Raw genomic sequence first — 25,111 nt, forward strand, 5'->3', positions numbered from 1 at the left:
GCATCTGTTGACGACTGAGGCGGATCGGGAGCACAGCGGTGGGTTCACTCCCTCGAAGCGGGATCGTCGGCGCGGCCCTCACCCTGGCCCTCCTCACCGGCGGCTGCGGCACCGTTCCCAAGGAACCCCCGGTCGCGCTCCGGGTCGGCTACGACACGTTGGACGGCACGCTCCAGGTCTGGCCCTCGCGGGGCGCCCTGGCCGGTGATCCACAAGCGACCGCCGCAGTGGCCCGGGCCGTCGACGAGTGGCGCTCCCCGGTCGAGGACCGGGTGCATCTGCCCTCCTCCGGCATCCTCTGGCTCGGCGAGGTCGACGGCGGCCGGCTCGCGCTGGTCGCCGCCGACGTGCCCGGCGAGGCGGGATCGTGGCTGTTGCAGCTCACCGGTGACGGGTCGGACTTCCGCGTCGACCGGGCGGTGGAATACACCGATCCCGGCTACCTGGTCTACTCCGACGTGCTGCCGGTGCGGTTGCCCACCGGCCGGCGCTATCTCGTCTCCGCCCGGGTGGACCGGCTGCTCGGACCGGACCGCCGGCCGCTGGCCGTCACCGACGGCCTCACCGGCCCGGTCGCGCTGCCGGCCTGCGCCGCCCGCACCGTCACCGCCCGGCTGCGCCCCAGCGAGTCGCTGCCGAGCGGCAAGGCCGCCGACCGGCTCATCGACCTCGGCACCGGCATCGAGGGGCCGCGCTATCCGCTGGTCGGCGACGACACCGGCTCCGGCGCGAAGGTGCTGGACGGCCTCGACACCTGCGCCCTGGCCACCAAGACCGGGCCGTTCGGCAGCATCCCGCACCGGGTGCACGGCGAGGTCCACCCCGGATCGGTGCCGGTCTCCTGGCCGATCGACCGGCTGTCGACGAAGGAGCTGGCCGAGGTCGAGCTGGTGGGCGCCGGGGAGGAGCCGGCCAAGCTCGAACAGCTGAGCTGGCGTACCGACGAGGGCATGATGACCGCAGCCCTGCTCCGGCCCGCCGAGGGCCCGCCGGTGGTCTCGGCCGCCGACCGGCTCGAACCGCTCCAGGCGTACGTCCTGCCGCTGTCCAGCCCCGTCGTGGTGCTGGCCTGGCAGCCGAACCCGGAGACCAGCCTCGCGCTGCCGCCGAACACCACCCGCCTGGTCGACCGCCCCGGCCTGGTGGTGGTGCCGAAGCCCGCCACCCGGGAAACCTTCAGCCTGACCACCCCGGACAAGACCACCGACCGCTCGGCCGGCGGCAACTGAGCCGCTCCCGGTGCCGGCTCTTGCGGTGATGTAGTGGCCTCGTCGTCGGACGAGGCCACTACATCAGGGACGTAGCGGGATCAGGCGACGCCCCGGCCGTTGCGGCCCTTCGTCGCGCGGTCGCCGTTGGGGGCGGTCACCCGCACGGGGGCGATCGGCTCGTCGTCGAGCTGGGAGACCCAGCCGGTGACGTCCCGGGCCACGTCCTGCGCGGTCAGCCCCAGGTCGGCGAGGATCTGCGCCCGGGTGCCGTGCGGCTGCCAGACCGACGGTACGCCGAGGTCGCGTACCGGCACCCGCAGGTCGGCGTCGCGCATCGCCTTGGCCAGTGCGTCACCGACCCCGCCGGCGCGTACGCCGTCCTCGACCGTGACCACCAGCCGGTGGCCGCCGGCCAGCGTGAGCAGCTCCGGCGGGATCGGCCGGACCCAGCGTGGGTCGACCACCGTCACGCCGTAACCCTGCTCGGCGACCCGGGCGGCCACCTCGACGCCGAGCTGCCCGAAGGCGCCGACCGCGACCAGCAGGACGTCGGTGCGGGCGGACTCGGCGAGTACGTCCACCCCGCCGGTGACCGAGTCGGTACCGGTGACCCGGCGTACCGCCGGCAGGTCGGCGACGACGGAACCGGTCGGGAAGCGCAGGATCGTCGGGCCGTCCTCGACCGCCACCGCCTCGCGCAGTTCGGCCCGCAGGGTGGCGGCGTCCCGGGGCGCGGCGATCCGCAGCCCGGGCACCACCCCGAAGACGGACATGTCCCAGATGCCGTAGTGGCTCGGCCCGTCCGGGCCGGTGATCCCGGCCCGGTCCAGCACGAACGTCACCGGCAGCCTGTGCATCGCGACGTCGAGCAGCACCTGGTCGAACGCGCGGTTGAGGAAGGTCGCGTAGACGGCCACCACCGGGTGCAGGCCGCCCATGGCGAGACCGGCGGCCGAGGTGGCGGCGTGCTGCTCGGCGATGCCGACGTCGTAGACCCGGTTCGGGTACTTGTGCGCCATCGGCGCGATGCCGGTCGGCTCGGCCATCGCGGCGGTGATGCCGACCACGTCCGGCCGCTCGTCGGCGATCGCGACCAGCTCGTCGGCGAAGACGTGCGTCCACTTCACCGAGGGCGCGGCCAGCAGCTTGCCGGTCTCGACGTCGAAGGTGCCCGGGCTGTGCAGGCAGTCGGCGTCGTCCTCCTCGGCCGGGCGGTAGCCCAGACCCTTGCGGGTCACCGCGTGCACTATCACCGGCCCGCCGAAGCCCTTGGCCCGGCGCAGCGCCGACTCCATCGCCGCCACGTCGTGCCCGTCGACCGGGCCGAGGTACTTGATGCCGAGGTCCTCGAACATCGCCTGCGGCGCGACCGCGTCCTTGATGCCCTTCTTGACCGCGTGCAGCACCTCGTACATCGGCCTGCCGACCAGCGGGGTGGAGCCGAGTGCCTCCTTGACGGCGTCCAGCACCTTCTCGTAGCCGGGGTTGAGCCGCAGCGTGGCCAGGTGGTCCGCGAGGCCGCCGATCGTCGGCGCGTACGACCGGCCGTTGTCGTTGACCACGATGACCAGCGGGTTGCGGGCGGCGGCGATGTTGTTCAACGCCTCCCAGCACATGCCGCCGGTCAGCGCCCCGTCACCGACCACCGCCACGACGTTGCGCGACTCGCCGCGCAGCGCGTACGCCTTGGCCAGCCCGTCCGCGTAGGAGAGCGCGGTCGAGGCGTGCGAGTTCTCGATCAGGTCGTGCTCGCTCTCCGCCTGGCTGGGGTAGCCGGAGAGGCCGCCACGCTGGCGGAGCTGGTCGAAGCCCTCCTGCCGCCCGGTGAGCATCTTGTGCACGTACGCCTGGTGCCCGGTGTCGAAGAGGAAGCGGTCCCGGGGCGAGTCGAAGACCCGGTGCATCGCCAGGGTCAGCTCGACCACCCCGAGGTTCGGGCCGAGGTGGCCGCCGGTCCGGGAGACCTTCGCGACCAGGAAGTCCCGGATCTCGGCGGCGAGCAACGCCAGTTGCTCGGCGGACATCCGCTTGACGTCCCGCGGCCCACGGACCGTGCCCAACAGCCGGCCGGCGGACGTCTCCGACTCCTCCACGGTCATGCCGTCACCTCGCCGCGCTCGGCAGGGGTATCGGGCCGCACGGCACTGGGCTGGCTGATTCGCTCCCTACACAGGCTCATAGCCGCAGAGTCTATCGGGGCCGGGCCGGGCCGCAGCCGGGCCGCCGAAGCAGTGCCACGGATCGCGCTGCTGGCGCCGGTCGCCGGGGGTTCGGTGCGTCGATCGACGGGCCAGGGTAGCCGATCGGAAGCGCTTCGGCCGGCGAACCGCCTCGCCGGCCGGTCGCGGGCGCTCGGCGATCAGCAGAGTCCCGTTGACCGGACGGCGCGGCGGTCGCGGACAGTCGACGACCCCGCACCGCGAGTGGTGGGTCGGGGTTCCGCCGAACGAACGAAAAATCGGGCAGATGCCGTCAAGGGCCGTAGCATGGCCGGTAATCCCACCCTCCCCTAAGGTCTCGACATGTCGCCTGCCGGCTCCCGCCCCGACCGGTCCCCCGGTCGCGCCCGAACCACTCCGACATCCGGCCGGTACGCCGCCGGTCAGGTCCTCGCGGTCGGCATCGTGCTGCTGGTCGCCCTGCCGCTGCTGCCGCTGATTCTGCTGATCGTCGCCTGGATCCGGCTCCGGGACCGGGCCGCCCGCCGGGATACGGAGGCGGTCCCCACCGCGCCCCGGTCCGCCCTGCACGCCACTCCCTGACCCACCTCGGCCCGCACCCCGCTTCTCCCGGCAACCGCCACGACGCCGTGCCGGTCGTGGCGCGCACGTCGCCACACCGGTCGGGTCGCCGGAAACCGCCTTGCCCGCCCGATCGGCGATCCCGCAGAGTTGCCGACACCCACCGGTGGGTGGAGGGCAGCACAGATCACGGGGAGGCGACATGTCCGACTTCAACGTACGTACCGCGAACCTGAACGCGATCAACTCGTTGACCAAGTACCCGTCCATCCCGACCTACCACTCGCTGGATCCGCGAAACGGCGGACTGCTCGACGAGACCGTCACCTTCTCCGGCCCGGTCCACCTGACCGAGAAGGTCGACGGCACGAATGGTCGGATCGTCTCGCTGCCGGACGGCAGTTACCTGATCGGCAGCCGCGAGGAGCTGCTGTACGCCCGTGGTGACCTGATCGGCAACCCGGCGCTCGGCATCGTCGAGGCGCTCCGCCCGGTCGCCGACCGGCTGCCACCGGTCGACCGGGACGCCGTCGTGGTGCACTACCTGGAGGTCTACGGCGGCAAGGTGACCGGCGCGTCGAAGCACTACACCGAGTCCCGCGCGGTGGGGGCCCGGCTCTTCGACGTGGTCGTGCTGGACGACTACGCGGAGCTGCTGGAGTGGCCGGTCGAGCGGATCTCGTCCTGGCGGGAGTCGGCGGGGCAGCCGTTCCTGGCCGAGCCGGAGCTGCTGGCCCGGGCCGAGGCCGCCGGGCTGCCGACGGTGCCCCGGCTCGACACGGTCGACGCCGCCGAGCTGCCGACGGACCTGGAGAAGACCCACCGGTTCCTCGCCGAGCGCCTGCCGGCCACGACGGTGGCCCTGGACGGTACGCCGGGCCGGGCCGAGGGCATCGTGCTGCGTTCGCGGACCCGGTCGGTGATCGCCAAGGCGCGCTTCCAGGACTACGAGCGGACCCTGAAGCGGCGCCGTACCGGCCGCTGAGGCAGTGGCGGCGGTCGGCCCCGGCCGGGTGTCGACCGCCGCCGGCCGGGGTCAGCTCTCGTCGGGCAGCAGCAGCGCGACCAGCTCCACGTGCTGGGTCATCGGGAAGAGGTCGTAGCCGCGCAGCGCGGCGAGCCGCCAGCCCACCTCCCGGAACGTCCGGGCGTCCCGGGCGAAGGCGGCCGGGTCGCAGGCCACGTACGCCACCGCCCGGGTGGTGGCCGCGGCGACGGCCCGGACGACCTCGGCACCGGCACCGGCCCGCGGCGGGTCCAGCACCACCAGGTCGACCGGCCCGACGATCCGGCGCCGCCGCAGCGCCGGTCCGACCGAGGCCCGGACCACCTCGATCTGCGGGAGGTCGGTGAGGTTGTCCCGGGCGGCCCGGACCGCCGGATCGGCCGACTCCACCAGGGTGATCCGTCCGGTCGGACCGACCCGGTCGGCCAGCGCCGCCGCGAAGAGCCCGGCGCCGCCGTAGAGGTCCCAGGCGGACTCGCCGGCCCGGGGCGCCAGCAGGTCGAGTACGGCCGCCGCCAGCGTCTCCGCCGCCGCCGGATGTACCTGCCAGAACGCCTCCGGCGGCAGCCGCCAGGTCCGGCCGGCCGCCACCTCCCGGACCCGCTCCCCCGCCCCGTCCCGCCCGGCGGCATCCGGCGGGCCGCCGGCACCATCCGTCGGGACGGCGCCGCCATCGGTCGGGACGGCGCCGCCGCCGGTCGGGCCGCCGGAGGGTGGGACGGCGGCCTCGCCGAGGTCGCCACCGCCGGGCATTCCCGTGGTACGCCGGCCGTGCACGGTCAGGTCGCCGCCCGAGGAGGCGACCACCTCCACCAGGTCGGCGTCGGGCCAGAGTCGACCGCTGGGCGTCAGCACCGGCAGCTCCTGGATCGCCGGGCGGGCGATCCGGCACCGGTCGATCGGGACGACCTCGTGCGACCGGTGCTTGAGCAGTCCGGCCCGACCGGCGGCGTCGACGGCGTACCGGACCCGGGAGCGCCAGCCGAGCGGGCCGCCGGGCAACTCGTCGACCCGGACGTCCAGCTCGGCGACCTCCTCCGGGGTCAGGGCGGCCAGCCGACGCAGTTGCTCGCGTACCACCTCGGTCTTCCAGCGGCGCTGCGCCGCCGGTGCGACGTGCTGGAGGTCGCAGCCGCCGCACCGGTCCGGCCCCGCCCACGGGCACGGCGGGACGACCCGGTCCGGCGAGGCGTCGAGTACGGTCACCGCGTCCGCCCGCAGGAAGTCCCGGCGTACCTCGGTGATCTGGGCGATCACCCGTTCGCCCGGCAGCGCGTGCCGGACGAAGACCACCTGCCCGTCCAGCCGGGCCACGCAGTGCCCGCCGTGCGCCACCGGCCCGACGGTCAGCTCGACCCGCTCGGCCTCGCCCGGACCCGCCGAGGCCACCCGGGACCGCTCGCCGGCGCTCATCGGGGACCCGCGCTGTCCCGCCCGGGGGCGGGCGGCGGCTCGTCGAGGTCGGTACCGGCCAGCGGGGGCGGCGGCGGTGCCGTGGCGGCGGTGTTCGACGGCGGGGGCGGCCCGAGCAGGCCGCCGACCGGGGCGCCGCCGCGCGGTCCCCGGGCCGGTCCGCGGCTGAGGGTGGCGTCGAACCGGTCCAGGTTCTTCCGGGCGGTGGAGGCGAGCTGCCACGGCACGCTGGTCACCATCACCCCGGGCTCGAAGAGCAACCGGCCCTTGATCCGCAGTGCGCTCTGGTTGTGCAGCAGGTTCTCCCACCAGTGCCCGACGACGTACTCGGGGATGAAGACCGTGACCACGTCGCGGGGTGACTCCCGGCGGGCCGACGCGACGAAGTCGAGGATCGGCCGGGTGATCTCCCGGTACGGCGAGTCGATCACGGTCAGCGGCACCGTCACCCCGTGCCGTTCCCACTCCGCCTGCACCGCCCGGGTGTCTGCCCCGTCGACGTTGACGGTCAGCGCGGTCAGGGTGTCCGGCCGGGTCGCCTGGGCGTAGGCGATCGCCCGCAGGGTCGGCTGGTGGACCTTGCTGACCAGCACGATCGCGTGGTTGCGGGCCGGCAGCACCGGGCGTCCCTCGGGTGGGGTCAGCTCGGTGGCGATCCGGTCGTAGTGCCGGCGGATGCCCAGCATCATCGCGTAGATCACCGCCATCGCGGCGATGGCGATCCAGGCGCCGAGCAGGAACTTGGTGAGCAGCACGACCACCAGAACCGCCCCGGTCAGGCCCATCCCGAAGGCGTTGATGGCCCGGGACCGGACCATCCTCCGCCGCACCACCGGATCCCGCTCGGTACGCAGCATCCGGTTCCAGTGCCGGATCATGCCCGCCTGGGAGAGCGTGAACGAGACGAAGACGCCGACGATGTAGAGCTGGATCAGCCGGGTCACCTCGGCCTGGAAGGCGACGATCAGCAGGATCGCGGTCAGCGCGAGGAAGACGATGCCGTTGGAGAAGGCCAGCCGGTCACCCCGGGTGTGCAGCTGCCGGGGCAGGTAGCGGTCCTGGGCCAGGATCGAGCCGAGCACCGGGAAGCCGTTGAACGCGGTGTTGGCGGCCAGGAAGAGGATCAGCGCGGTCGCGCCGGCCACCACGAAGAGCAGGACCCCGCTGCCGAAGATCGCCTGGCCGAGCTGGACGGTCACGGTCTTCTGCACGTAGTCGAGGGGGCCGTGTTCGAGCTGGCGGGCCGGGTTCTCCATGAACTGGAGGCCGGTCAGCCGGGACAGCCAGATGATGCCCATGATCATGACGATCGCGACCGAGCCCAGCATCAGCAGGGTGGTGGCCGCGTTCTTGCTCTTCGGCGGCTTGAAGGCCGGTACGCCGTTGGAGATCGCCTCCACCCCGGTCAGCGCGGCGCAGCCGGAGGAGAAGGCCCGGAGCAGCAGGAAGGCCATCGCGAAGGCCGTCAGGTTGGCGTGTTCGGCACTGACCACCAGGTCGGCGCTGGGCGCCCGCAGGTCGTGGCCGAGGACGAAGATCCGGACCAGTCCGGTGAGGATCATCCCGATGATGACGATCATGAAGCCGTAGGTCGGGATCGCGAACGCGGTGCCCGACTCGCGCAGCCCGCGCAGGTTGATCGCGCTCAGCACGACCACCGCGGTCACCGCGACCCCGACCCGGTGCTCGGAGACGAACGGCAGCACCGACCCGAGGTTGGCCACCCCGGAGGAGACCGACACGGCGACGGTCAGCACGTAGTCGACCAGCAGCGCACTGGCCACCCCGACGCCGAACTTCGGTCCGAGGTTGACGGTGGCCACCTCGTAGTCGCCGCCGCCGGAGGGGTAGGCGTGCACGTTCTGCCGGTAGCTCGCCACCACGGTGAGCATCACCACCACGACGGCCAGGGCGACCCACGGCGAGAAGAGGTACGCCGAGGTGCCGGCGATCGAGAGCGTCAGCAGGATCTCGTCCGGTGCGTACGCCACGCTGGAAAGCGCGTCGGAGGCGAACACCGGCAGCGCGATGCGCTTCGGCAGCAGGGTGTGCTGCAGCTTGTCGGACCGGAAGGGTCGGCCCAGCAGCAGGCGCTTGACTAGCGAGGTGGGACTGGCCACAACCGCTAAGGGTACGGCTGCCGGATTCGCCCGGTCGGCCGGTGCGGCCGATCTTCCCGGTGATCCGGCTAACCGGTGCCCGGAGCGGGGCGACCGCCCGGCACCAGGAGTCCGGGGGTCGGTTCGTGGCGGACGGTGGTGCGGCCGCTGCCGAGGCCGGGACGGGTCCGGAGATCCGCGACGCGGGGAGGTCGGGCGCCACGGGCCGGGAGCCGGATGGCTACGCTCATGGTGACATCACCCCACCGGACGGGTCGGTCCCGCGGTGATCCGGGAGGACTTGCCTTGCACGTCGTGATCATGGGTTGTGGCCGGGTCGGTTCGACCCTCGCGCACAACCTGGAGTCGCGCGGCCACTCGGTGGCCGTGATCGACCAGGACGCGGACGCGTTCCGCCGGCTCGGCCCGGACTTCGGCGGGATCACCGTCACCGGCGCCGGGTTCGACGCGGAGGTGCTCCGCCAGGCCGGCATCGAGCGGGCCGACGGCTTCGCCGCCGTCTCCAGCGGTGACAACTCCAACATCATCTCGGCCCGGTTGGCCCGCGAGACGTACGGCGTCTCCCGGGTGGTGGCCCGGATCTACGACTCGAAGCGGGCCCAGGTCTACGAGCGGCTCGGCATCCCGACAGTGGCCACGGTCCGGTGGACCGCCGACCGGATCGTCCGGCACCTGGTGCCGGAGGGACACGTGGAGATCTTCCGCGACCCGACCAGCACCGTCTCGATCATCGAGGTACCGGTGCACGACGACTGGATCGGCCGTCCGGTACGCGGGCTGGAGGAGGCCACCGGGGCCCGGGTCGGCTATCTGACCCGGTTCGGCATCGCCGCCCTGCCGACCGCGTCCAGCGTGCTCCAGGAGGGCGACCAGGTCTCCATGCTGGTCACCGACGACATCGCCGACCAGGTGACCACGGTGGCGGGCTCGCCGCCGGAAGGAGGGCGCTGACATGCGGATCGCCATCGCCGGCGCCGGCAACGTGGGCCGTTCGATCGCCCAGGAGCTGATCGAGAACGGGCATCAGGTGATGCTGATCGAGCGGAAGCCGAAGATGCTCCGCCCGGAGCGGGTACCGGCCGCCGAGTGGATCCTCGCCGACGCCTGCGAGCTGGCCAGCCTTGAGGAGGCCGACCTGGCCAGCTGCGACGTGGTGGTGGCCGCCACCGGCGACGACAAGGTCAACCTGGTGGTCTCGCTGCTGGCCAAGACGGAGTTCGCCGTCCCCCGGGTGGTCGCCCGGATCAACCGGGCCGAGAACGAGTGGCTCTTCACCGACCAGTGGGGAGTCGACGTGGCGGTCAGCAAGCCACGGGTGATGGCGGCCCTGGTCGAGGAGGCGGTGACCGTCGGCGACCTGGTCCGGCTGATGACGTTCCGGCAGGGCGAGGCGAACCTGGTCGAGATCACGCTGCCGCCGACCGCACCGTACGTCGGTCACCCGATCCACTCCGTGCCGCTGCCCCGCGACTCGGCGCTCACCGCCATCCTGCGCGGCAAGCGGGTGCTGGTGCCGAGCCCCGACGACCCGTTGGAGGCCGGCGACGAGCTGATCTTCGTGTGCACGGCCGAGGTCGAGGACGAGGTCCGCAAGGTGATCCTCGGTCCGGACAGCGTCGAGCGGACCCGCAGCAGCAGCTGAGCGGCCCGAAGCGGTCGGCGACTCCTGCCGGCGGCGGTCAGCCGCCGAGCGGTGCCGGTACGGTCGGCACCCGGTTCACCCGGCGGACCGTCCAGATGGTGATCACCAGCAGCAGCGCGTACGGCGGATAGCCGAGCAGCAGCCGGGCGATGCCGAGCGCGGTGTCCATGTCGGCCAGATAGAGCCCGGCCTGCACGCCCACCTTGGCCAGCCATACGACGCCCCAGAGCACGGTGAGCCGGTTGAAGGTGCGGACCAGCCGCGGATCCTGCCGCCACTCCGACCGGCCACCGGCCGCGATGATGGACCAGATCCAGCCGACCAGCGGCTGGCGGATCACCGCCGAACCGAGCAGCACCAGCCCGTAGACGATGCCGTAGAGGATGCCGGGCAGGTAGAAGTCCCGCTCGTCGCCGGTACGCCAGGCGATCATGGCGCCGATGCCGATCCCGACCAGGCCGTTGACGGCGTGCCGGACCGGTCGCCGCTGGAAGAGTCGGACGACCGCGATCAGCACCGCGACCGCCACCGAGGCGATCACCGCGGGACGCAGTTCGGTGATGATGTTGACCGCGACGAAGACGACCACCGGGACGCTGGACTCGACCATCCCCCGCCAGCCGCCGAGCTGCTCCGCCATCTGCTCGGTCAGGCTGGGGAGCTGTTCCTCGTCCTCGGTCCGGCTGGCCGTCGGGTCACTGCCCGGGCTGTCGGTGCGGGGCTGTCCAGCGGTCATCTGTGTGTCTTCCGGTCGCGGCCGGGGGCGCCGGTCTCCGTGCTCACCGTGGCGACTCCAGCTCGTAGTACGGGTTGTAGATGACTTTACGGTCATCCCGTACCGCCATGCGACCGCGCGCGGTCAATTGCCGGCCCGGCTCGATCCCGGAGATGTGCCGGCGCCCCAGCCAGACCAGGGTCACGATGTCGCTGCCGTCGTAGAGGTCCGCCTCCAGGGTCGGCAGGTTCGTCCGGGGGGTGTAGACGACGGTACGGAGCCGGCCCGAGACCGACACCACCTGCCCCCGGCTGCACTGCCCGGCGGGGGTGCTGCCGCACTCGGCGCTCTCCCGGAGCAGCTCCTCCGCCTCGATCTCGGCCTCGCTCGCGGTCAGCCGTTGCAGGAAACCCCGCCACGAGACTCGGCCCTGGTCGGTCGCCATGACCCGGTGTCACCCTCCTCGACGCGCCGTCCCGGCGCGTCCTCGACACGACTGGCGTGCAGCCGTCCCGCAAGCGTACGCCGATCCGGCGCCCGTGCCCCGGTCGCCCGGTGCCGGGTTGCCGACCCTTCGCCACCCGCGCCCGCCCGGCCCGGGCAGCGGCCCGGAAGGGCCGGTTGCGACGGGGCAGCGGTCAGGCGCCGTCGCGGCGGCGGGGCCGGGGTTCGGGGCGTGGCGGGTGCTGCTGGCCCGAGACGACGCCGTTGACCGGCCCGCCGGGCTGGTGGCCGTCCGGCTGCGGTTCGGCACCGGCGGGGGTCGCCTCGCGCGGCAACCGCAGCGGCAGCGGCTCGCGGACCGGCTTGGCCTCCTGCCCCCGGTCGACCACCAGCCCGTTCAGGCACTCCGTGAGCGGTCCGGCGGCGGCCGGGTCGCTGGCGGCACGCCCCTGGAAGACGCCCTGGATCATCCAGCGCGGCCCGTCGACGCCGACGAAGCGCAGGTCGGCGATGCCGCCGTCCGGGGTACGGACCCGGGCCCGCAGCTCGGTGCCGTACTCGCCGTCCACCTCCTCGGCCACCACCCCGTCGGCCGCCAGCGAGGTGCGGATCTCCTCCCGCCACTCCGGCCAGATGTCCTCGGTACGCGGTGCCGCGAAGACCCCCAACTGGAGGGCGCTCTCCCCGTGCACCAGGACGACCTGCTGGATCACCCCGTCCGGGTTGGCCTGGACGCGCACCTCCACGTCCTGGACGGCCGGGATGTGCAGGCTGCCCAGGTCGAGCCGCTGCACGTCCGGCGGCTCGTCGCCGATGTCGTACGGTCCGTGCCCGGGCCCCTCGGGCTCGGTCGCGGCGGCGAGGTCCTGGGGGTCGGCCGACTGCCGACCGGAGCGCTCGTCGCGGGAATGGCGCCCGCCGCGTCCTCGGGAGAAGATCATCGTGCTTACCTGCTACCTTCCGTTTCCGGCTGCCGGATGGGCCGATCTCACTCGCATTGTCGGGTACGACGTACGGCCACGGCCGACCCGGGCACCTCTTTCCGGCCGATTCACCGGCCCTGCGTCCCCTCGACCCGCTCCTCCGGCTGGTCGGCGACGACCAGCCCGGCGTGCCCACCGGTCGAGCCGTGCCCGCCCGCACCGCGCGGGGAGTCCGGCAACTCGTCGACGGGCAGGAACTCGACCCGCTCCACCCGCTGCACCACGAGCTGTGCGATCCGGTCGCCCCGGGAGATCTTCGCCGGCGTGACCCGGTCGTGGTTGATCAGGTTGACCAGGATCTCGCCCCGGTAACCGGCGTCGACCGTACCGGGCGCGTTGAGCACCGTCACACCGAGCCTGGCCGCCAGCCCGGACCGCGGATGGACGAGCCCGACGTACCCGACCGGCAGGGCCAGCGCGACGCCGGTGCGGACCAGCCGCCACTGGCCGGGCGGGATCTCGACCTCCTCGGCGGCGACCAGGTCCGCTCCGGCGTCACCGGGATGGGCGTACGCCGGCAGCGGCAGGTCCGGGTCGATTCGCCGGACGGGTACGGGCAGCACGTGCGTCACGCTCTCACTCTCCTGGCAGGTTCGCGGATCCACCGGTGCTGCCCCCATCCTGCCGGGTCGACCGGCCGCATCGGGTCGTACCCTTCCAGCGTGGCCCCGACAAGTTCCGAGCCCGCCGTCGTCCCGGCCCGTGCCGGGTACGCCGAGCGGCTGACCCTGCCCTGGTGGCTATGGCTGGCCGGGGTCGCCGTCGCCGGGCTGCTGGCCGCCGAGATCTGGCTCGGCTCCACCGGCATGCGCGCCTGGCTGCCCTTCGTGGTCCTGTTGCCGTTGGCCGCCGTCGGGCTCGGCTGGCTCGGCCGGATCCGGATCGCCGTACGCGACGGCGAACTCCTGGTCGACGACGCCCGGCTGCCGGTGCGGTTCGTCGCCGACGCCGTCCCGCTGGACGCCGAGGGCCGGCGCGAGGTGCTCGGGGTCGGTGCCGATCCGCTGGCGTTCGTGGTGCAGCGTCCGTGGGTGTCGGGGGCGGTGCAGGTGGTCCTCGACGATCCGGCCGACCCGACGCCCTACTGGGTGGTCAGCTCCCGCCATCCGGTACGCCTGGCCGAGGCGATCCTCGCGGCCCGCGACCCGGACTGACCGCCCTCCAGCCCGATCCACCAGCCGGGTCGGCCGCCGACCCGGCTGAGTTGTCCGCCGGCCGGCGACGTCAGCTCCCGAGCGCCCTCGGTCCCTGGCGGAGATCCTCCCGGACCCGCTCGCCGAGTCCCCGGGTGGCGCGGCCGTTGAGGAAACCGGCCACCGCCGCACCGGTCAGGAACGGTCCGAGGGTGGTCAGGTTGCGGCCGAAGCGCCGCAGCAGCCGGTCCCGCAACTCCTTGCGGGCGGCGGTGCCGAGCACCGCGCCGACACCGACCCCGGGCAGCAGCGGATTGACCCCGCGCTGGGCCGCCCAGGAGCGGAGCAGCGTGACGGCGCGCTGGCTGGTGCCGCCCGGCAGCCGCACGCCGTAGGCCTCGTGCAGTTCGCCGATCAGCTTGAGTTCGATGGCGACCACGGCGACGGTTTCGGCGGCCAGCAGTACCGGTGCCGAGAGGAGGGTCGGGGTGGCCACCCACTCCACGGCCGCGACCCCGCCACCGGCCGCGCCCACCCCGGCGGTGGAGCGTACGGCGTTGCGGATCAGACGCTCCGCCAGCGCGTCGGAGTCGAGGCCGTCGAAGTGCCGGAGCAGGGTCTCCCGGTCGCGTATCGGGATGTGCGGCGCGATCTCGGTCACCGTGTCGGTGAGCCAGCGGACCGCCGCCTTCGGCTTGAACAGGTTGCCGGGTCGGCTGGTCCGGACCTGGCTGACCAACCGGCCGAGCAGTCGTCGCCGACGGGACCGGTTCAGCTCGTCGGCGGTGAGCGCGGCGACGGTCGAACTCAGCTCGTCGGTCGAACTCGGCTCGTCGTCCCGGGACGCCGCCCCCCGCCGGGCGTCAGCGGGCACGAGTTCGCCACCCGTGGTCGCACCGGCCGCCGGCCCTTGGTCGGCGGGGGTGGCCGAGGTCGTGTCGTCGCCCGGCGAGGACGCTTCGGCCCGTACCGGCGGAGACGCGTCGGATGCCCGGTCAGAGCGGCTCATCATGACCTCCAGCGCGTGTCGTCGGTTGGGCTTGCCATCACGCGCATCGAGTCAAGCAGTTACCCACCAACCCCGCATGTCGAATCACGCGCGGCGACCCCCAGCGGTGGAGGTCGCCGCTTCCCCCGTCCCGGAAGACTCACCCCGTACCCGCCGGACGGGCTCCCCTGCCCGGGAAGACCGCTCCGGCCTCGGAAGTCAGGCGCACTCGCGGCAGATCAGATCACCGTTGCGCTCCACCGCGAGCTGGCTGCGGTGGTGCACGAGGAAGCAGCGCGCGCAGCGGAACTCGTCCGACTGCATCGGCAGCACCTTCACGGTGAGCTCCTCGTCGGCCAGGTCGGCACCGGGCAGCTCGAAGCTCTCGGCGACCTCGGCCTCGTCGACGTCCACGGCGGCCGACTGTGAGTCGACCCGCCGAGCCTTGAGCTCTTCCAGGCTGTCCTCGCCGAGGTCGACCTCGTCGCGACGCGGGGCGTCGTAGTCGGTGGCCATCGGTCTCACTCTCCCATATCGATATAGTCGCTTCCGGTTGTAACGCCGGAGGACGCTGTTTCGGTTCCCGCTGGCCGGCCTTACTTCCGGTCGCCCGACCCGGCGCACGTTCCGGGTCGCGGCCGCCGGGCGAAACTCCCCCGGCGAGCGGGGTACCTTACCCCCCTTCGGGCGAGGCATGTATACCGTCCCTGCGGCATGCATGTACGTCCGAGCGCGCGGAGTTGTTCCCAATGTGACTCAGGCGACACGAAGATAGGGGTAGTGGTCGGCCGATCGTCGTCGCCGCGCCGACAAATCTGGCGGATTCAGCACCCGGTCGGACAACGGCTGGCCTCACCGGCATACTCGATAGCCACGGCGGCCCGTGCGGTCGTCTGTTCCACACACCACCTTCGCAGGAGCCAAGCAGATGAGTTTCGCGCGCGTCCGAGCCCTCCTCGTCGTCGGCGTGCTCGCGGTGATCGCCATAGTGTTCGTCGCCGTCACCCTCGTCCGCGACACCCAGGCCGGCCGGGAGGTCGCCAGTGACTGCCAGGAAGGCGACAAGCTCGCCGACACCCGGTTGCGGCTGCCGAAGGACATCAAGATCAACGTCTACAACGCGACCGAGACCATCGGCCTGGCCAACACGGTGAAGACCGACTTCCAGAACCGGCAGTTCCAGGTCCTCAAGGCCGGCGACGAGCCGAGCAGGAAGGGCATCGACGACCAGGTCGCGGTGCTGCGGTACGGACCGAAGGGCGTGGGCTCCTACCACGTGCTCAAGGCGTACTTCCTGAACGAGGCGGAGCCGGAGTTCCAGCTCGACCGCGACAACGACGTGGTCGACGTGGTCATCGGTGGCGAGTTCAAGCAACTGGCGACCATCACCGAGGTCAACCAGGCGCTGACCCAGCGGGACAGCGAGAGCACCCAGTTGCCGCCGCGCACCTGCGCCGACCCCAACCTGAGCTGACCGGGCCGGCCCTCCCGCCGCCGACCGTCACGGGCCGGCGGCCCGCCCGACCGTCAGGGGCCGCCCGCCGCGTCGAGCCGGGCCAGGTGGTCGTGCAGCGGTCCGAAGAGCGCCGGTGGGGCGGCGATCAGCAGGTCCGGTCCCGGGTCGGCACCGGCCAGCCCGTCGACCCGGAGCCCGGCCTCGGTGGCGACCAGCCCGCCGGCCGCGTGGTCCCAGAGGTTCAGCCCCTTCTCGTAGTAGCCATCGACCAGGCCCTCGGCGGCCAGACACAGGTCGATCGAGGCGACCCCGAACCGCCGGATGTCCCGGACGTACGGGATGAGCCGGTGCAGTACCCCGGCCTGGTGCGCCCGGCGCGCCGGGTCGTAGCCGAACCCGGTGGCCACCAGCGCCTGTCCGAGATCGGTCTCCACCGAGCCGCTCAGCCGCCGGCCGGCCCGGTAGGCGCCCCCGCCCCGGATCGCCGTCCACTCGTCGCCGGTGGCCGCGTTCCGGACCACTCCGGCGACCACCTCGCCGTCGACCTCGACGGCCAGCGAGACGGCGTAGTGCGGCAGCCCGTAGAGGTAGTTCACCGTGCCGTCGATCGGGTCGAGGATCCACCGTACGCCGCTGCCGGCGGCCGGGCCGGCACCCTCGGCGTCGCCGTACTCCTCGCCCAGTACGGCGTCGCCGGGCCGGGCCGCCCGCAGGGTCGCCACCGCCTGCCGCTCCACCGCCCGGTCCGCGGCGGTGACCACGTCGGTCACCGTGCTCTTGGTGGCGACCGCGGCGACTCCCTCGGCCCGCATCCGGTACGCGGTCTCCGCCGCCTCCCGGGCCACCTCGACCGCGATCTTGAGCAGCTCCTCCGGAGCCGGTGTCGTCCCGTGCATGGCGTCCCCTTCCCGCACGCCTGTGACGTCCTGCCTCCGGCGCGAGTATCATCCTTACAAAGTCAACACGCGTATCGAGTCGGTGGCTCCGGACCACGTCTCCGGCGTGCGGCGCGGGATGATCGCCGCAGACGGCGCTACAATTCACGCCTGCCCACGCGCCACGGACCGCCGAGCCCGGCCGGCCCGGGACACGGGGGTCCCTCAACCACATCGGCCCGACACAACGCATAGCGCTGCGCCGGCCGATCCCGGCCGTGCTCGCTCATCGCCTCCGGAAGGTCATTCGTGACAGAACCCCGCCACATCGGCGCCGACGTACGCTCGCTCACCGACACCCTGATCGCCCACGCGCAGAACGCCGGCGGCCAGCTCACGTCGGCAGAGCTGGCGCGTACGGTCGAGTCTGCTGAGGTGACTCCGGCCCAGGCCAAGAAGATCCTGCGTGCGCTCTCGGACGCGGGGGTCACCGTCGTGGTCGACGGCTCGGCGAGTACCCGTCGCCGGGTCGCCGCCGCCCGGTCCGCCACCCCCGCGTCGCGGGCGACCACCGCCAAGGCGACCAAGAAGTCGGCGCCACCGGCCCCGAAGCAGGCGCCCGCCGCCGACGAGGCCGGCCCGGCGCGCAAGCCGGCGGTCCGCAAGCCGACGCTCGCGGCCGACGGCGCGTCGCCGGCCGGTGCCGCCAGACCGGCCGCCAAGGCCGCTGAGACGGCCGCCAAGGCTCCGGCGAAGGCCGGCCGTACGGCGGCGAAGGCCGCCGGCACCGGCCCGGCCAAGGCCGCCAAGGCCGCCGCCCCGACCAAGGGTGGCGAGCCGGACGGTCCCGGCGACGACATCGATCCGGAGGTGCTCGCCGCCGAGATCGAGGACGTGGTGGTCGAGGAGCCGGCCGAGTTGGCCAAGGCCGCCGAGGCGGACGCCGCCGACGCCGCGACCGACAACGACTTCGAGTGGGACGACGAGGAGTCCGAGGCGCTGAAGCAGGCGCGCCGGGACGCCGAGTTGACCGCCTCGGCGGACTCGGTCCGGGCCTACCTCAAGCAGATCGGCAAGGTCCCGCTGCTCAACGCCGAGCAGGAGGTCGAGCTCGCCAAGCGGATCGAGGCCGGGCTCTACGCCGCCGAGCGGCTGCGCGCCGCCGAGGAGGGCGAGGAGAAGCTCGTCCGGGAGATGCAGCGCGACCTGATGTGGATCTCCCGGGACGGGGAGCGGGCCAAGAACCACCTGCTGGAGGCGAACCTGCGGCTGGTGGTCTCGCTGGCCAAGCGGTACACGGGGCGGGGCATGGCGTTCCTGGACCTGATCCAGGAGGGCAACCTCGGCCTGATCCGCGCCGTCGAGAAGTTCGACTACACCAAGGGCTACAAGTTCTCCACCTACGCCACCTGGTGGATCCGACAGGCCATCACCCGGGCCATGGCCGACCAGGCCCGCACCATCCGCATCCCGGTGCACATGGTCGAAGTGATCAACAAGCTGGGTCGGATACAGCGCGAGCTGCTCCAGGACCTGGGCCGCGAGCCCACCCCGGAGGAGCTGGCCAAGGAGATGGACATCACACCCGAGAAGGTGCTGGAGATCCAGCAGTACGCCCGGGAGCCGATCTCGCTCGACCAGACCATCGGCGACGAGGGGGACAGCCAGCTCGGCGACTTCATCGAGGACTCCGAGGCGGTGGTCGCGGTCGACGCGGTCTCCTTCTCGCTGTTGCAGGACCAGCTCCAGCAGGTGCTCCAGACGCTCTCCGAGCGGGAGGCCGGCGTGGTGCGGCTGCGATTCGGGCTGACCGACGGGCAGCCGCGTACCCTGGACGAGATCGGCCAGGTCTACGGCGTGACCCGCGAGCGGATCCGGCAGATCGAGTCCAAGACGATGTCGAAGCTGCGCCATCCGTCCCGTTCGCAGGTACTGCGCGATTATCTTGACTGACCCCAAAAGTCAACCAGTCGTGTCCATCTGATCACCACGCGTACATCGGGCGCGCGGTGATCGGATGGTTCCCCACTTGTGATCGTTGACGTGGCACCCTGGTGGCACGGCACACTGTCTCTACCACGTGTGACATCGGTCCCCCGGGGGCACACTGGGAAGGCCACACCCCACAAGGGTGTTGCACGATAGGTGAGCAATGAACGACGAGAGTGTTCATCGGTGACGACCGCAGGAGGAAGGCGATGACCCCGACCCTCACGCCGCCGCCCGAGACGGTGGCTCCCCCAGCCGCCGATGAACGGTGCGACCGCTGTAACGCCGCCGGCAAGCTCCGGATCACCCTCGCGGGTGGGAGCGAGCTGGTGTTCTGTGGGCATCACGCGAACAAGTACGCCGAGGATCTCGTGAAGATCACGGTCCGGTACGCGGTTGACCCCGAGTTCAGCTGGCGTGGCGCCGATTTGATGGCGAACTAACCCAACCAAGGACATAGCTGACCGGAGGTGCCCCGAGCGGGCGCCTCCGGTCGTCTATTCCCCGACAGTGCCGATTGCCGACACTGCCGACGATCGGCCGCAGGACGCTCGAACGGCCGTCAAACGTCGTCACAGCGTCTGTACGGTGGCGATCCGCTCCTCGAGCTGCTCGATGGTGGCCTGCGCGCTGGGCGGACCGCCGCAGCGGCGGCGGAGCTCGGCATGGATCTTGCCGTGTGGCAGCCCGGTCCGGTGGTGGTGCGCCGCCACCAGTGCGTTGAGCTGACGGCGCAGGTTGACCCGCCGTTCCGCCGCGCTGAGCGGCCGGCTCTCCGGCCGGGGCGCCGGCGCCGGCTCGGCGGTCTTCCGGCGGCGCTGCGCGGCCAACTGCTCGGCCTGGCGCTTGCTCAGCAGCACCGCCACCTGGTCGGCGGTGAGCAGGCCGGGCAGGCCGAGATATTCCTCCTCCTCCGGCGTACCCGCCTGGGCGCCGGTGCCGAAGGACGCCCCGTCGAAGATGACCTGGTCAAGTTCGGCGGTGGCGGAGAGCGCCTCGAACCGCTTCTCCAGTTCCCCGCTGGCCTGCTCGTCGCGCTGTGCGCGTTCCAGCAGGTCGTCGTCGAGCCCGTCACCGCGCTTCGGCGCGCCGAGCACGTGGTCCCGCTCGACCTCCATCTCGCTGGCCAGCCCGAGCAGGTGCGGCACGCTGGGCAGGAAGACCGACGCGGTCTCGCCGGGCCGGCGGGCCCGGACGAACCGCCCGATCGCCTGGGCGAAGAAGAGCGGCGTGGAGGCGCTGGTGGCGTAGACGCCGACGGCCAGCCGGGGAATGTCGACCCCCTCGGAGACCATCCGCACCGCGACCATCCAGCGCTGCTCCGAGGCGGAGAAGGCGGCGATCCGGGCCGAGGCACCCTGGTCGTCGGAGAGCACCACCACGGCCCGCTCCCCGGTGATCCGTTCGATCAGCCGGGCGTACGACCGGGCGGAGTTCTGGTCGGTGGCGATCACCAGGCCGGCGGCGTCGGAGACCCCACCCGCCCGGAGCACCTGAAGGCGGGCGTCGGCGGCCCGCAGCACCTGCGGCATCCAGTCCCCGGCCGGATCCAGCGCCGTACGCCACGCCTGGGCGATCAGGTCCTGGGTCATCGGCTCACCCAGCCGGGCCGCCAGCTCGTCACCGGCACTGGTCCGCCACCGGGTCTCCCCCGAGTACGCCAGGAAGATCACCGGACGGACCACGCCGTCGGCGAGCGCGTCGGAGTAGCCGTACACGGAGTCGGCCCGGGAGCGTTGCAGACCGTCGGCGCCCCGCTCGTAGCTGACGAAGGGGATCGGGTTCTCGTCCGACCGGAACGGCGTACCGGTCAGCATCAGCCGGCGTACCGCGGGCTCGAAGGCCGCCTTGACCCCGTCACCCCAGGACCGGGAGTCGCCGGCGTGGTGGATCTCGTCGAGGATCACCAGGGTCCGTCGGGTCATCGTCCGGCGGCGGTGCACCTGCGGGGCGATGCCGACCTGGGCGTAGGTGACGACCGCACCGTGGAAGTCCGCCGAGGAGTGCAGGTCGGCGTTGCGGAACGCGGCGTCGAGCTGGATGCCGACCCGGGCCGCCGCGACCGCCCACTGGGTCTTCAGGTGCTCGGTCGGCGCGACCACGGTGACCGCCTCGACGGTGCCGTCGGCGAGCAGTTCGGCGGCGATCCGCAGCGCGAAGGTGGTCTTGCCGGCACCGGGCGTGGCGACGGCCAGGAAGTCCTCCGCGCGGCGCCGCAGGTATTCGACCAGCGCCTTACGCTGCCATGCCCGCAGCGCCGGGAACGACTCGAGAACCGGCAGTGGGGCTCCCACCCAGAACACTCCCCTCCGACGGCCAGGTATCGGACCACACGAAAACGCCCCCGCGACCGGATCCAGCGCGAAGGCCGTACCAGCATAACCAGCCGGACCCAGCCGACCCAGGCGACACCGACGCCACGGCAGCCACGGCAGCCACGGCAGGCACCGCCGGGCCGGGACCTCTCGACGGTGCAGGGCCGCCCCGTGATCGCGCCGGGTCAGCGCCCCCGGTCGGCCGGGCGTCCGCCGTCGGCCGGCAGGTCCGCCGGACCGGAGCCGTCGTCGACCACCCGGTACGCCGGGCCGGAGCCGTCGTCGACCACCCGGTACGCGAGGCCGGAGCCGTCGTCGGTCCGCGCGCCGGCCGGCACCGGAGCCGACCAGCGCCGGCGCAGGGCCACCAGCCGGAGGGCGAAGACGAGGAGCGCCGCCGCCATCAACGGCCCGGGGCCGGCCAGGCCGGCCCGGTCGAGGCCGACCACCGCGACCGCGCCGGCCAGCGCCGCCACCGCGTAGATCTCCCGGCGCAGCACCACCGGGATCTCCCCGGTGAGCAGGTCCCGACCCAGCCCGCCGCCGATCCCGGCCATCATGCCGATCATGCCGGCGCCGAGGGGTGGCAGGCCGGCGTCGAGCGCGATGAGGGTACCGGTGACGGTGAAGAGGCCGAGCCCGGCCGCGTCGAGGACCAGCACGGTGGTACGCAGCCGCGCAAGCTGGGGGTGCAGCCAGAAGACCGCCGCGGCGGTGACCATCGCGGTGACCGCGTACCGCCAGTCGGCGAAGGCCAGCGGTGGCCCGTCGCCGATCACCACGTCCCGGAAGAGGCCGCCGCCGAGCGCGGCGACGAAGCCGACGAAGACCACACCGAACAGGTCGAGGCGCTTCACGACCGCGGCTGACGCACCGGAGGCAGCGAAGATCGCCACCCCGGTGAGGTCGGCGAGGAGTAGGGCGGTTGCGGCGGTCACCGCAGGATGTTACGCGCCCGACGGCCGGCTCGGCTCGGCTCAGTCCCGCATGGAGTCGTAGATCTCCTTGCACTTCGGGCAGACCGGCGAGCCGGGCTTGGCGGCCTTGGTGACCGGGAACGTCTCACCGCAGAGCGCGATCACGAAGGTCCCCATGACCGCACTCTCGGCGATCTTTTCCTTCCGGACGTAGTGGAACATTTCCGGTCCGGTGTCCGCGTCCTTCAGCTCCGGACGCTCGAGAACCTCTGTGCTCACGGCAGTGATTCCTCCCTAAGTGACCCCGCCAACGCTCAAGTTTGGCAGGTCACTGCCGAGCGGTCCACCGGAACACCCGCCGGCCCCGGCCCGTACGGTGGTCAGCCGTGAACGATTTCCAGATCCGGTACGGCGCCGAGGTGGCCGAGGCACTGCGCGCCGGGCGCCCCGTCGTCGCCCTTGAGAGCACCATCGTCTCGCACGGCCTGCCGCGGCCGGACAACCTGCGGGTGGCCCGCGAGATCGAGGCGACGGTACGCGCCGAGGGCGCCGTACCGGCCACCATCGGGATGGTCGAGGGTGAACTCGTGGTCGGCCTCGACGACGCCCGGTTGACCCGGCTGGCCTCCTCGGACGGGGTCGCCAAGCTCTCCGTACGCGACCTGGCGGTGGCCGCCGCGACCGGGGCGGACGGCGCCACCACGGTGGCCGCCACCAGCGCCGTCGCGGCGGCGGCCGGAATCCGGGTCTTCGCCACCGGCGGGCTCGGCGGGGTGCACCGGGAGGCGGCGCAGACCTTCGACGAGTCGGCCGACCTGACCACGCTCTCCCGGACCCCGATCGCGGTGGTCTGCGCCGGGGTCAAGTCGATCCTCGACGTCGGCGCGACGCTGGAACGGCTGGAGACGCTCGGCGTGGCGGTGGCCGGCTACCGCAGCCGCCGGTTCCCCGGCTTCTTCGTCACCGACGGCGGCTTCGACCTGGACTGGTCGGTCGACTCACCGGAGCAGGTCGCCGCCGTGCTGGCGGCCCGGACCGCCCACGGGGTGCAGCCGGGTGCGCTGATCGTGGCCAACCCGCTCCCCACCGACGAGCAGCTCGATCCGGCCCTGCACGACCGGACCCTGGCCGACGGGTTGGCCCGGCTCGCCGCCGACGGGGTGACCGGCAAGGCGGTGACCCCGTTCCTGCTGGCCCACTTCCACTCCGCCACCGAGGGCGCGAGCCTGGCGGTGAACGTCCGGATCATCCTGCGCAACGCGGCCCTCGCGGCCCGGATCGCCGTGGCCGCCGCCGACCGGTGATGGCCACCGCGGAACCCGGGACGGGGAGCAGGATCGTCGTCGTCGGCGACGTCGTCACCGACGTGCTGGCGGTGCTGGCCGGGCCGGTGGCGCCCGGCTCGGACACCTCGGCCGAGATCCGGGTCACCGGCGGCGGCCAGGCCGCCAACACCGCCGCCTGGCTGGCCTGGCGGGGATGCCCGGTCACCCTGGTCGGCGAGGTCGGCGCCGACGAGGCCGGCACCGCGCGGCTCGCCGAGCTGACCACGCTGGGCGTGCGGTGCGCGGTGCGGCGGCATCCGGACGTACCGACCGGCACCGTCATCGTGCTCGTCGGGAACGGGGAGCGGACCATGGTGACCCAGCGCGGTGCGAACCTCCGGCTGAGCCCGGAGCACGTGGAGGCCGCGCTGGGCGCGAGCGTGGACGCGGGGCATCTGCACCTGTCGGCGTACACCCTGTTGGACGCCGGGTCGCGGGAGGCCGGGCGGCGCGCGCTGGCCGCCGCGCGCGGACGCGGCCTCACCACCAGCGTCGACGCGGCCTCCGCCGAACCGCTGCGCCGGGTCGGTGCGGCGGCGTTCCTCTCCTGGGTACGCGATGCGGACCTGCTGCTCGCCAACGCGGACGAGGCGGCGGTACTCGCCGGCCCGGGCGCACCGGCCGGGCAGGCACGCGCGCTGACCGAGGTGACCCGGCACGTGGTGGTGAAGGACGGCTCCGCCGGTGCGGTCTGGGCCGAACGCGGTGGCGAGGTGGTCTCCGTGCCGGCCCGCCGGGTTCCGGTGCAAGACGTGACCGGAGCCGGCGACGCGTTCGCGGCCGGCCTGCTGGCGGCCTGGGTCGCCGGGGCGGCCGCCGCCGAGGCGCTGGACCGCGCGGCCGAACTGGGCGCGGCGGCGGTCGGCACCCTCGGCGCCCGGCCGACGTCGGCACCCTCGGCGCCCGACCGACAGGCCGACGGCTCCGCCGAGGCGATCGGTTGACCGGCGACGGCGGGTCGGTTGCCCGGTCGGCGACCGTTCCGCCCGCGCCCGCTCAGTCGGTGGCGTCCCGGCCGGCCGCCGCGATGAACCGGTCGAAGGTCTCCACGAGTACGGCCCGGCGAGCCTCCCGGGCCTGCGCGGACTCGACGAGCCCGCCGATGCTCTCGTCCCAGACGGCCAGGTAGTGCCGTTTCCACTCGGTGGCGACATCCGGCTCCGGCAGCGTCACGCCGACGTAGCGGAGTTCGGCGAGCCGGTAGAGCAGTTCGAGGTTGCACGGCACCGCCACGCCCCAGTACTCGTCCGGTTCCAGCTCGACCGGGTCGCCGGAGATCGCCTCGGCGACCTCGTCGAGCAGGCGGTTGGTGACGATCGACAGGTGGTCCGCCGCGGTGTCGTTGTCGAAGTTGCCGAAGCCCCAGTTCCCCACCGCTGCTCTCCTGACCGTTCGCGTCCCGACGGGCGGCGGCCGGTACGCGAAGTCGATCGCCGGCCCGGGTGAGACTACCTACCGACGGGGGGACCGGTACGGATCACGGCTCGGCGTCGATCACCCGGTGTGGCCGCTCCTCGGCGGGCAGCGCCCGGGGCGGGGTCTCGTCGAGGTGATTACGGCGCAGCTTGGTGCCGAGCCGGTGCTGCTCCTTCGGCGGGCGGTCGTTCGCCAGCATCACCGCCAGCCACGGGATCAGCACCATGCCGACGGCGCAGAGCGGCAGCCAGAGCCAGAGCAGCGGGGCCTTGGCGCCGACCAGGATCGCACCGACGACGACGCAGAGCGCCCGGATGGACATCATCACGATGTACCGGCGCTGGCGGGTACGGAGCTGGTCGTCCTGACTGCGCGAGGCGTCGGTGATCAGGATCGGCTGGTATGCCTGGCGCTTCACCACG

Annotated in this window: 25 protein-coding genes and 1 pseudogene; 11 read left to right on the forward strand and 15 right to left on the reverse strand. The window is 72.9% G+C overall.

Annotated features, from left to right (window positions below; genetic code table 11):
* The first annotated feature begins 38 nt into the window (after positions 1-38).
* Positions 39-1,229, forward strand: a complete 1,191-nt coding sequence (locus tag V1634_RS06775) for a hypothetical protein (protein ID WP_331206881.1) — start codon at positions 39-41, stop codon at positions 1,227-1,229.
* 80 nt (positions 1,230-1,309) lie between these two features.
* On the opposite strand, the gene dxs is transcribed toward V1634_RS06775, so the two are convergent.
* The gene (dxs, locus tag V1634_RS06780; protein ID WP_331206882.1) at positions 1,310-3,310 is read right to left on the reverse strand and encodes a 1-deoxy-D-xylulose-5-phosphate synthase; all 2,001 of its coding nucleotides are present in this window, start codon (positions 3,308-3,310) and stop codon (positions 1,310-1,312) included.
* A gap of 423 nt (positions 3,311-3,733) precedes the next feature.
* Here dxs and V1634_RS06785 point away from each other — a divergent pair, with 423 nt between their 5' ends.
* Complete coding sequence (locus V1634_RS06785; protein ID WP_331206883.1) at positions 3,734-3,973, forward strand: hypothetical protein; 240 nt, start codon at positions 3,734-3,736, stop codon at positions 3,971-3,973.
* A gap of 181 nt (positions 3,974-4,154) precedes the next feature.
* The gene (locus V1634_RS06790) at positions 4,155-4,937 is read left to right on the forward strand and encodes an RNA ligase family protein (RefSeq protein WP_331206884.1); all 783 of its coding nucleotides are present in this window, start codon (positions 4,155-4,157) and stop codon (positions 4,935-4,937) included.
* Between the two features lie 51 nt (positions 4,938-4,988).
* On the opposite strand, the gene V1634_RS06795 is transcribed toward V1634_RS06790, so the two are convergent.
* Together V1634_RS06795 and V1634_RS06800 are read right to left on the reverse strand one after the other, a co-directional pair.
* Positions 4,989-6,371, reverse strand: coding sequence for a class I SAM-dependent RNA methyltransferase (locus tag V1634_RS06795; protein WP_331206885.1), 1,383 nt, complete (start codon positions 6,369-6,371; stop codon positions 4,989-4,991).
* On the reverse strand, positions 6,368-8,491 hold the full coding sequence (locus tag V1634_RS06800; protein ID WP_331206886.1) for an APC family permease: 2,124 nt from the start codon (positions 8,489-8,491) through the stop codon (positions 6,368-6,370). The genes V1634_RS06795 and V1634_RS06800 overlap by 4 nt, the downstream gene beginning before the upstream one ends.
* A gap of 285 nt (positions 8,492-8,776) precedes the next feature.
* Here V1634_RS06800 and V1634_RS06805 point away from each other — a divergent pair, with 285 nt between their 5' ends.
* Together V1634_RS06805 and V1634_RS06810 are read left to right on the forward strand one after the other, a co-directional pair.
* Positions 8,777-9,442 carry a potassium channel family protein gene (locus V1634_RS06805; protein ID WP_107258644.1) on the forward strand — a complete coding sequence of 222 codons (666 nt, stop codon included), beginning with the start codon at positions 8,777-8,779 and terminating at the stop codon, positions 9,440-9,442.
* Position 9,443: 1 nt separating this feature from the next.
* Positions 9,444-10,133: a potassium channel family protein gene (locus V1634_RS06810; RefSeq protein WP_107258643.1), complete on the forward strand. Its 690-nt coding sequence runs from the start codon at positions 9,444-9,446 to the stop codon at positions 10,131-10,133.
* A gap of 37 nt (positions 10,134-10,170) precedes the next feature.
* On the opposite strand, the gene V1634_RS06815 is transcribed toward V1634_RS06810, so the two are convergent.
* The 4 genes from V1634_RS06815 to dut form a co-directional block, all read right to left on the reverse strand.
* On the reverse strand, positions 10,171-10,869 hold the full coding sequence (locus tag V1634_RS06815; RefSeq protein ID WP_331206887.1) for a DUF3159 domain-containing protein: 699 nt from the start codon (positions 10,867-10,869) through the stop codon (positions 10,171-10,173).
* 43 nt (positions 10,870-10,912) lie between these two features.
* A complete protein-coding gene (locus tag V1634_RS06820) occupies positions 10,913-11,293 on the reverse strand; it encodes an OB-fold nucleic acid binding domain-containing protein (protein WP_331206888.1) in 381 nt (126 codons plus the stop codon).
* A 193-nt stretch (positions 11,294-11,486) separates the two neighbouring features.
* Positions 11,487-12,233, reverse strand: coding sequence for a DUF3710 domain-containing protein (locus tag V1634_RS06825; protein ID WP_331206889.1), 747 nt, complete (start codon positions 12,231-12,233; stop codon positions 11,487-11,489).
* A 110-nt stretch (positions 12,234-12,343) separates the two neighbouring features.
* Positions 12,344-12,895: a dUTP diphosphatase gene (gene dut / locus V1634_RS06830; RefSeq protein ID WP_407951730.1), complete on the reverse strand. Its 552-nt coding sequence runs from the start codon at positions 12,893-12,895 to the stop codon at positions 12,344-12,346.
* Positions 12,896-12,937: 42 nt separating this feature from the next.
* On the opposite strand from dut, the gene V1634_RS06835 reads away from it, so the two are divergent.
* Positions 12,938-13,429 (forward strand): DUF3093 domain-containing protein, encoded by a 492-nt coding sequence (locus V1634_RS06835; RefSeq protein ID WP_331206891.1) that lies wholly within the window; start codon positions 12,938-12,940, stop codon positions 13,427-13,429.
* 70 nt (positions 13,430-13,499) lie between these two features.
* Here V1634_RS06835 and V1634_RS06840 read toward each other — a convergent pair whose 3' ends face one another.
* Complete coding sequence (locus V1634_RS06840; protein WP_331206892.1) at positions 13,500-14,417, reverse strand: hypothetical protein; 918 nt, start codon at positions 14,415-14,417, stop codon at positions 13,500-13,502.
* A 198-nt stretch (positions 14,418-14,615) separates the two neighbouring features.
* Positions 14,616-14,912 carry a DUF4193 domain-containing protein gene (locus tag V1634_RS06845; protein ID WP_101370510.1) on the reverse strand — a complete coding sequence of 99 codons (297 nt, stop codon included), beginning with the start codon at positions 14,910-14,912 and terminating at the stop codon, positions 14,616-14,618.
* Positions 14,913-15,324: 412 nt separating this feature from the next.
* On the opposite strand from V1634_RS06845, the gene V1634_RS06850 reads away from it, so the two are divergent.
* Complete coding sequence (locus tag V1634_RS06850; RefSeq protein ID WP_331206893.1) at positions 15,325-15,870, forward strand: LytR C-terminal domain-containing protein; 546 nt, start codon at positions 15,325-15,327, stop codon at positions 15,868-15,870.
* A gap of 53 nt (positions 15,871-15,923) precedes the next feature.
* On the opposite strand, the gene V1634_RS06855 is transcribed toward V1634_RS06850, so the two are convergent.
* Entirely contained in the window at positions 15,924-16,748 is an 825-nt protein-coding gene (locus V1634_RS06855; protein WP_331206894.1) for an inositol monophosphatase family protein, read from the reverse strand.
* Positions 16,749-17,036: 288 nt separating this feature from the next.
* Here V1634_RS06855 and V1634_RS06860 point away from each other — a divergent pair, with 288 nt between their 5' ends.
* Positions 17,037-18,680, forward strand: a complete 1,644-nt coding sequence (locus V1634_RS06860; protein WP_331206895.1) for an RNA polymerase sigma factor — start codon at positions 17,037-17,039, stop codon at positions 18,678-18,680.
* Positions 18,681-18,925: 245 nt separating this feature from the next.
* A complete protein-coding gene (locus V1634_RS06865; RefSeq protein WP_101371992.1) occupies positions 18,926-19,159 on the forward strand; it encodes a DUF7455 domain-containing protein in 234 nt (77 codons plus the stop codon).
* A gap of 129 nt (positions 19,160-19,288) precedes the next feature.
* On the opposite strand, the gene V1634_RS06870 is transcribed toward V1634_RS06865, so the two are convergent.
* From V1634_RS06870 to V1634_RS06880, 3 genes and pseudogenes are all read right to left on the reverse strand, one after another.
* The gene (locus tag V1634_RS06870; protein WP_331206896.1) at positions 19,289-21,010 is read right to left on the reverse strand and encodes a DEAD/DEAH box helicase; all 1,722 of its coding nucleotides are present in this window, start codon (positions 21,008-21,010) and stop codon (positions 19,289-19,291) included.
* A gap of 356 nt (positions 21,011-21,366) precedes the next feature.
* Positions 21,367-21,969 (reverse strand): annotated as a pseudogene (locus V1634_RS06875) (trimeric intracellular cation channel family protein); the annotation flags it as partial.
* A 39-nt stretch (positions 21,970-22,008) separates the two neighbouring features.
* Complete coding sequence (locus tag V1634_RS06880; RefSeq protein ID WP_101370506.1) at positions 22,009-22,227, reverse strand: DUF3039 domain-containing protein; 219 nt, start codon at positions 22,225-22,227, stop codon at positions 22,009-22,011.
* A gap of 107 nt (positions 22,228-22,334) precedes the next feature.
* Here V1634_RS06880 and V1634_RS06885 point away from each other — a divergent pair, with 107 nt between their 5' ends.
* Positions 22,335-23,252, forward strand: coding sequence for a pseudouridine-5'-phosphate glycosidase (locus V1634_RS06885; protein WP_331206898.1), 918 nt, complete (start codon positions 22,335-22,337; stop codon positions 23,250-23,252).
* Positions 23,252-24,217: a carbohydrate kinase family protein gene (locus tag V1634_RS06890; protein ID WP_331206899.1), complete on the forward strand. Its 966-nt coding sequence runs from the start codon at positions 23,252-23,254 to the stop codon at positions 24,215-24,217. Before V1634_RS06885 ends, V1634_RS06890 begins: the two co-directional genes overlap by 1 nt.
* 52 nt (positions 24,218-24,269) lie before the next feature.
* Here the strand turns inward: V1634_RS06890 and V1634_RS06895 are convergent, their stop codons facing one another.
* Both V1634_RS06895 and V1634_RS06900 read right to left on the reverse strand, forming a co-directional pair.
* Positions 24,270-24,647, reverse strand: coding sequence for a DUF4259 domain-containing protein (locus tag V1634_RS06895; RefSeq protein ID WP_331206900.1), 378 nt, complete (start codon positions 24,645-24,647; stop codon positions 24,270-24,272).
* Between the two features lie 103 nt (positions 24,648-24,750).
* Positions 24,751-25,107: a DUF3099 domain-containing protein gene (locus V1634_RS06900; protein ID WP_331206901.1), complete on the reverse strand. Its 357-nt coding sequence runs from the start codon at positions 25,105-25,107 to the stop codon at positions 24,751-24,753.
* Positions 25,108-25,111 lie beyond the last annotated feature (4 nt).

It is taken from the genome of Plantactinospora veratri, assembly GCF_036421995.1.
In the GTDB taxonomy this organism is placed as follows: domain Bacteria; phylum Actinomycetota; class Actinomycetes; order Mycobacteriales; family Micromonosporaceae; genus Plantactinospora; species Plantactinospora veratri.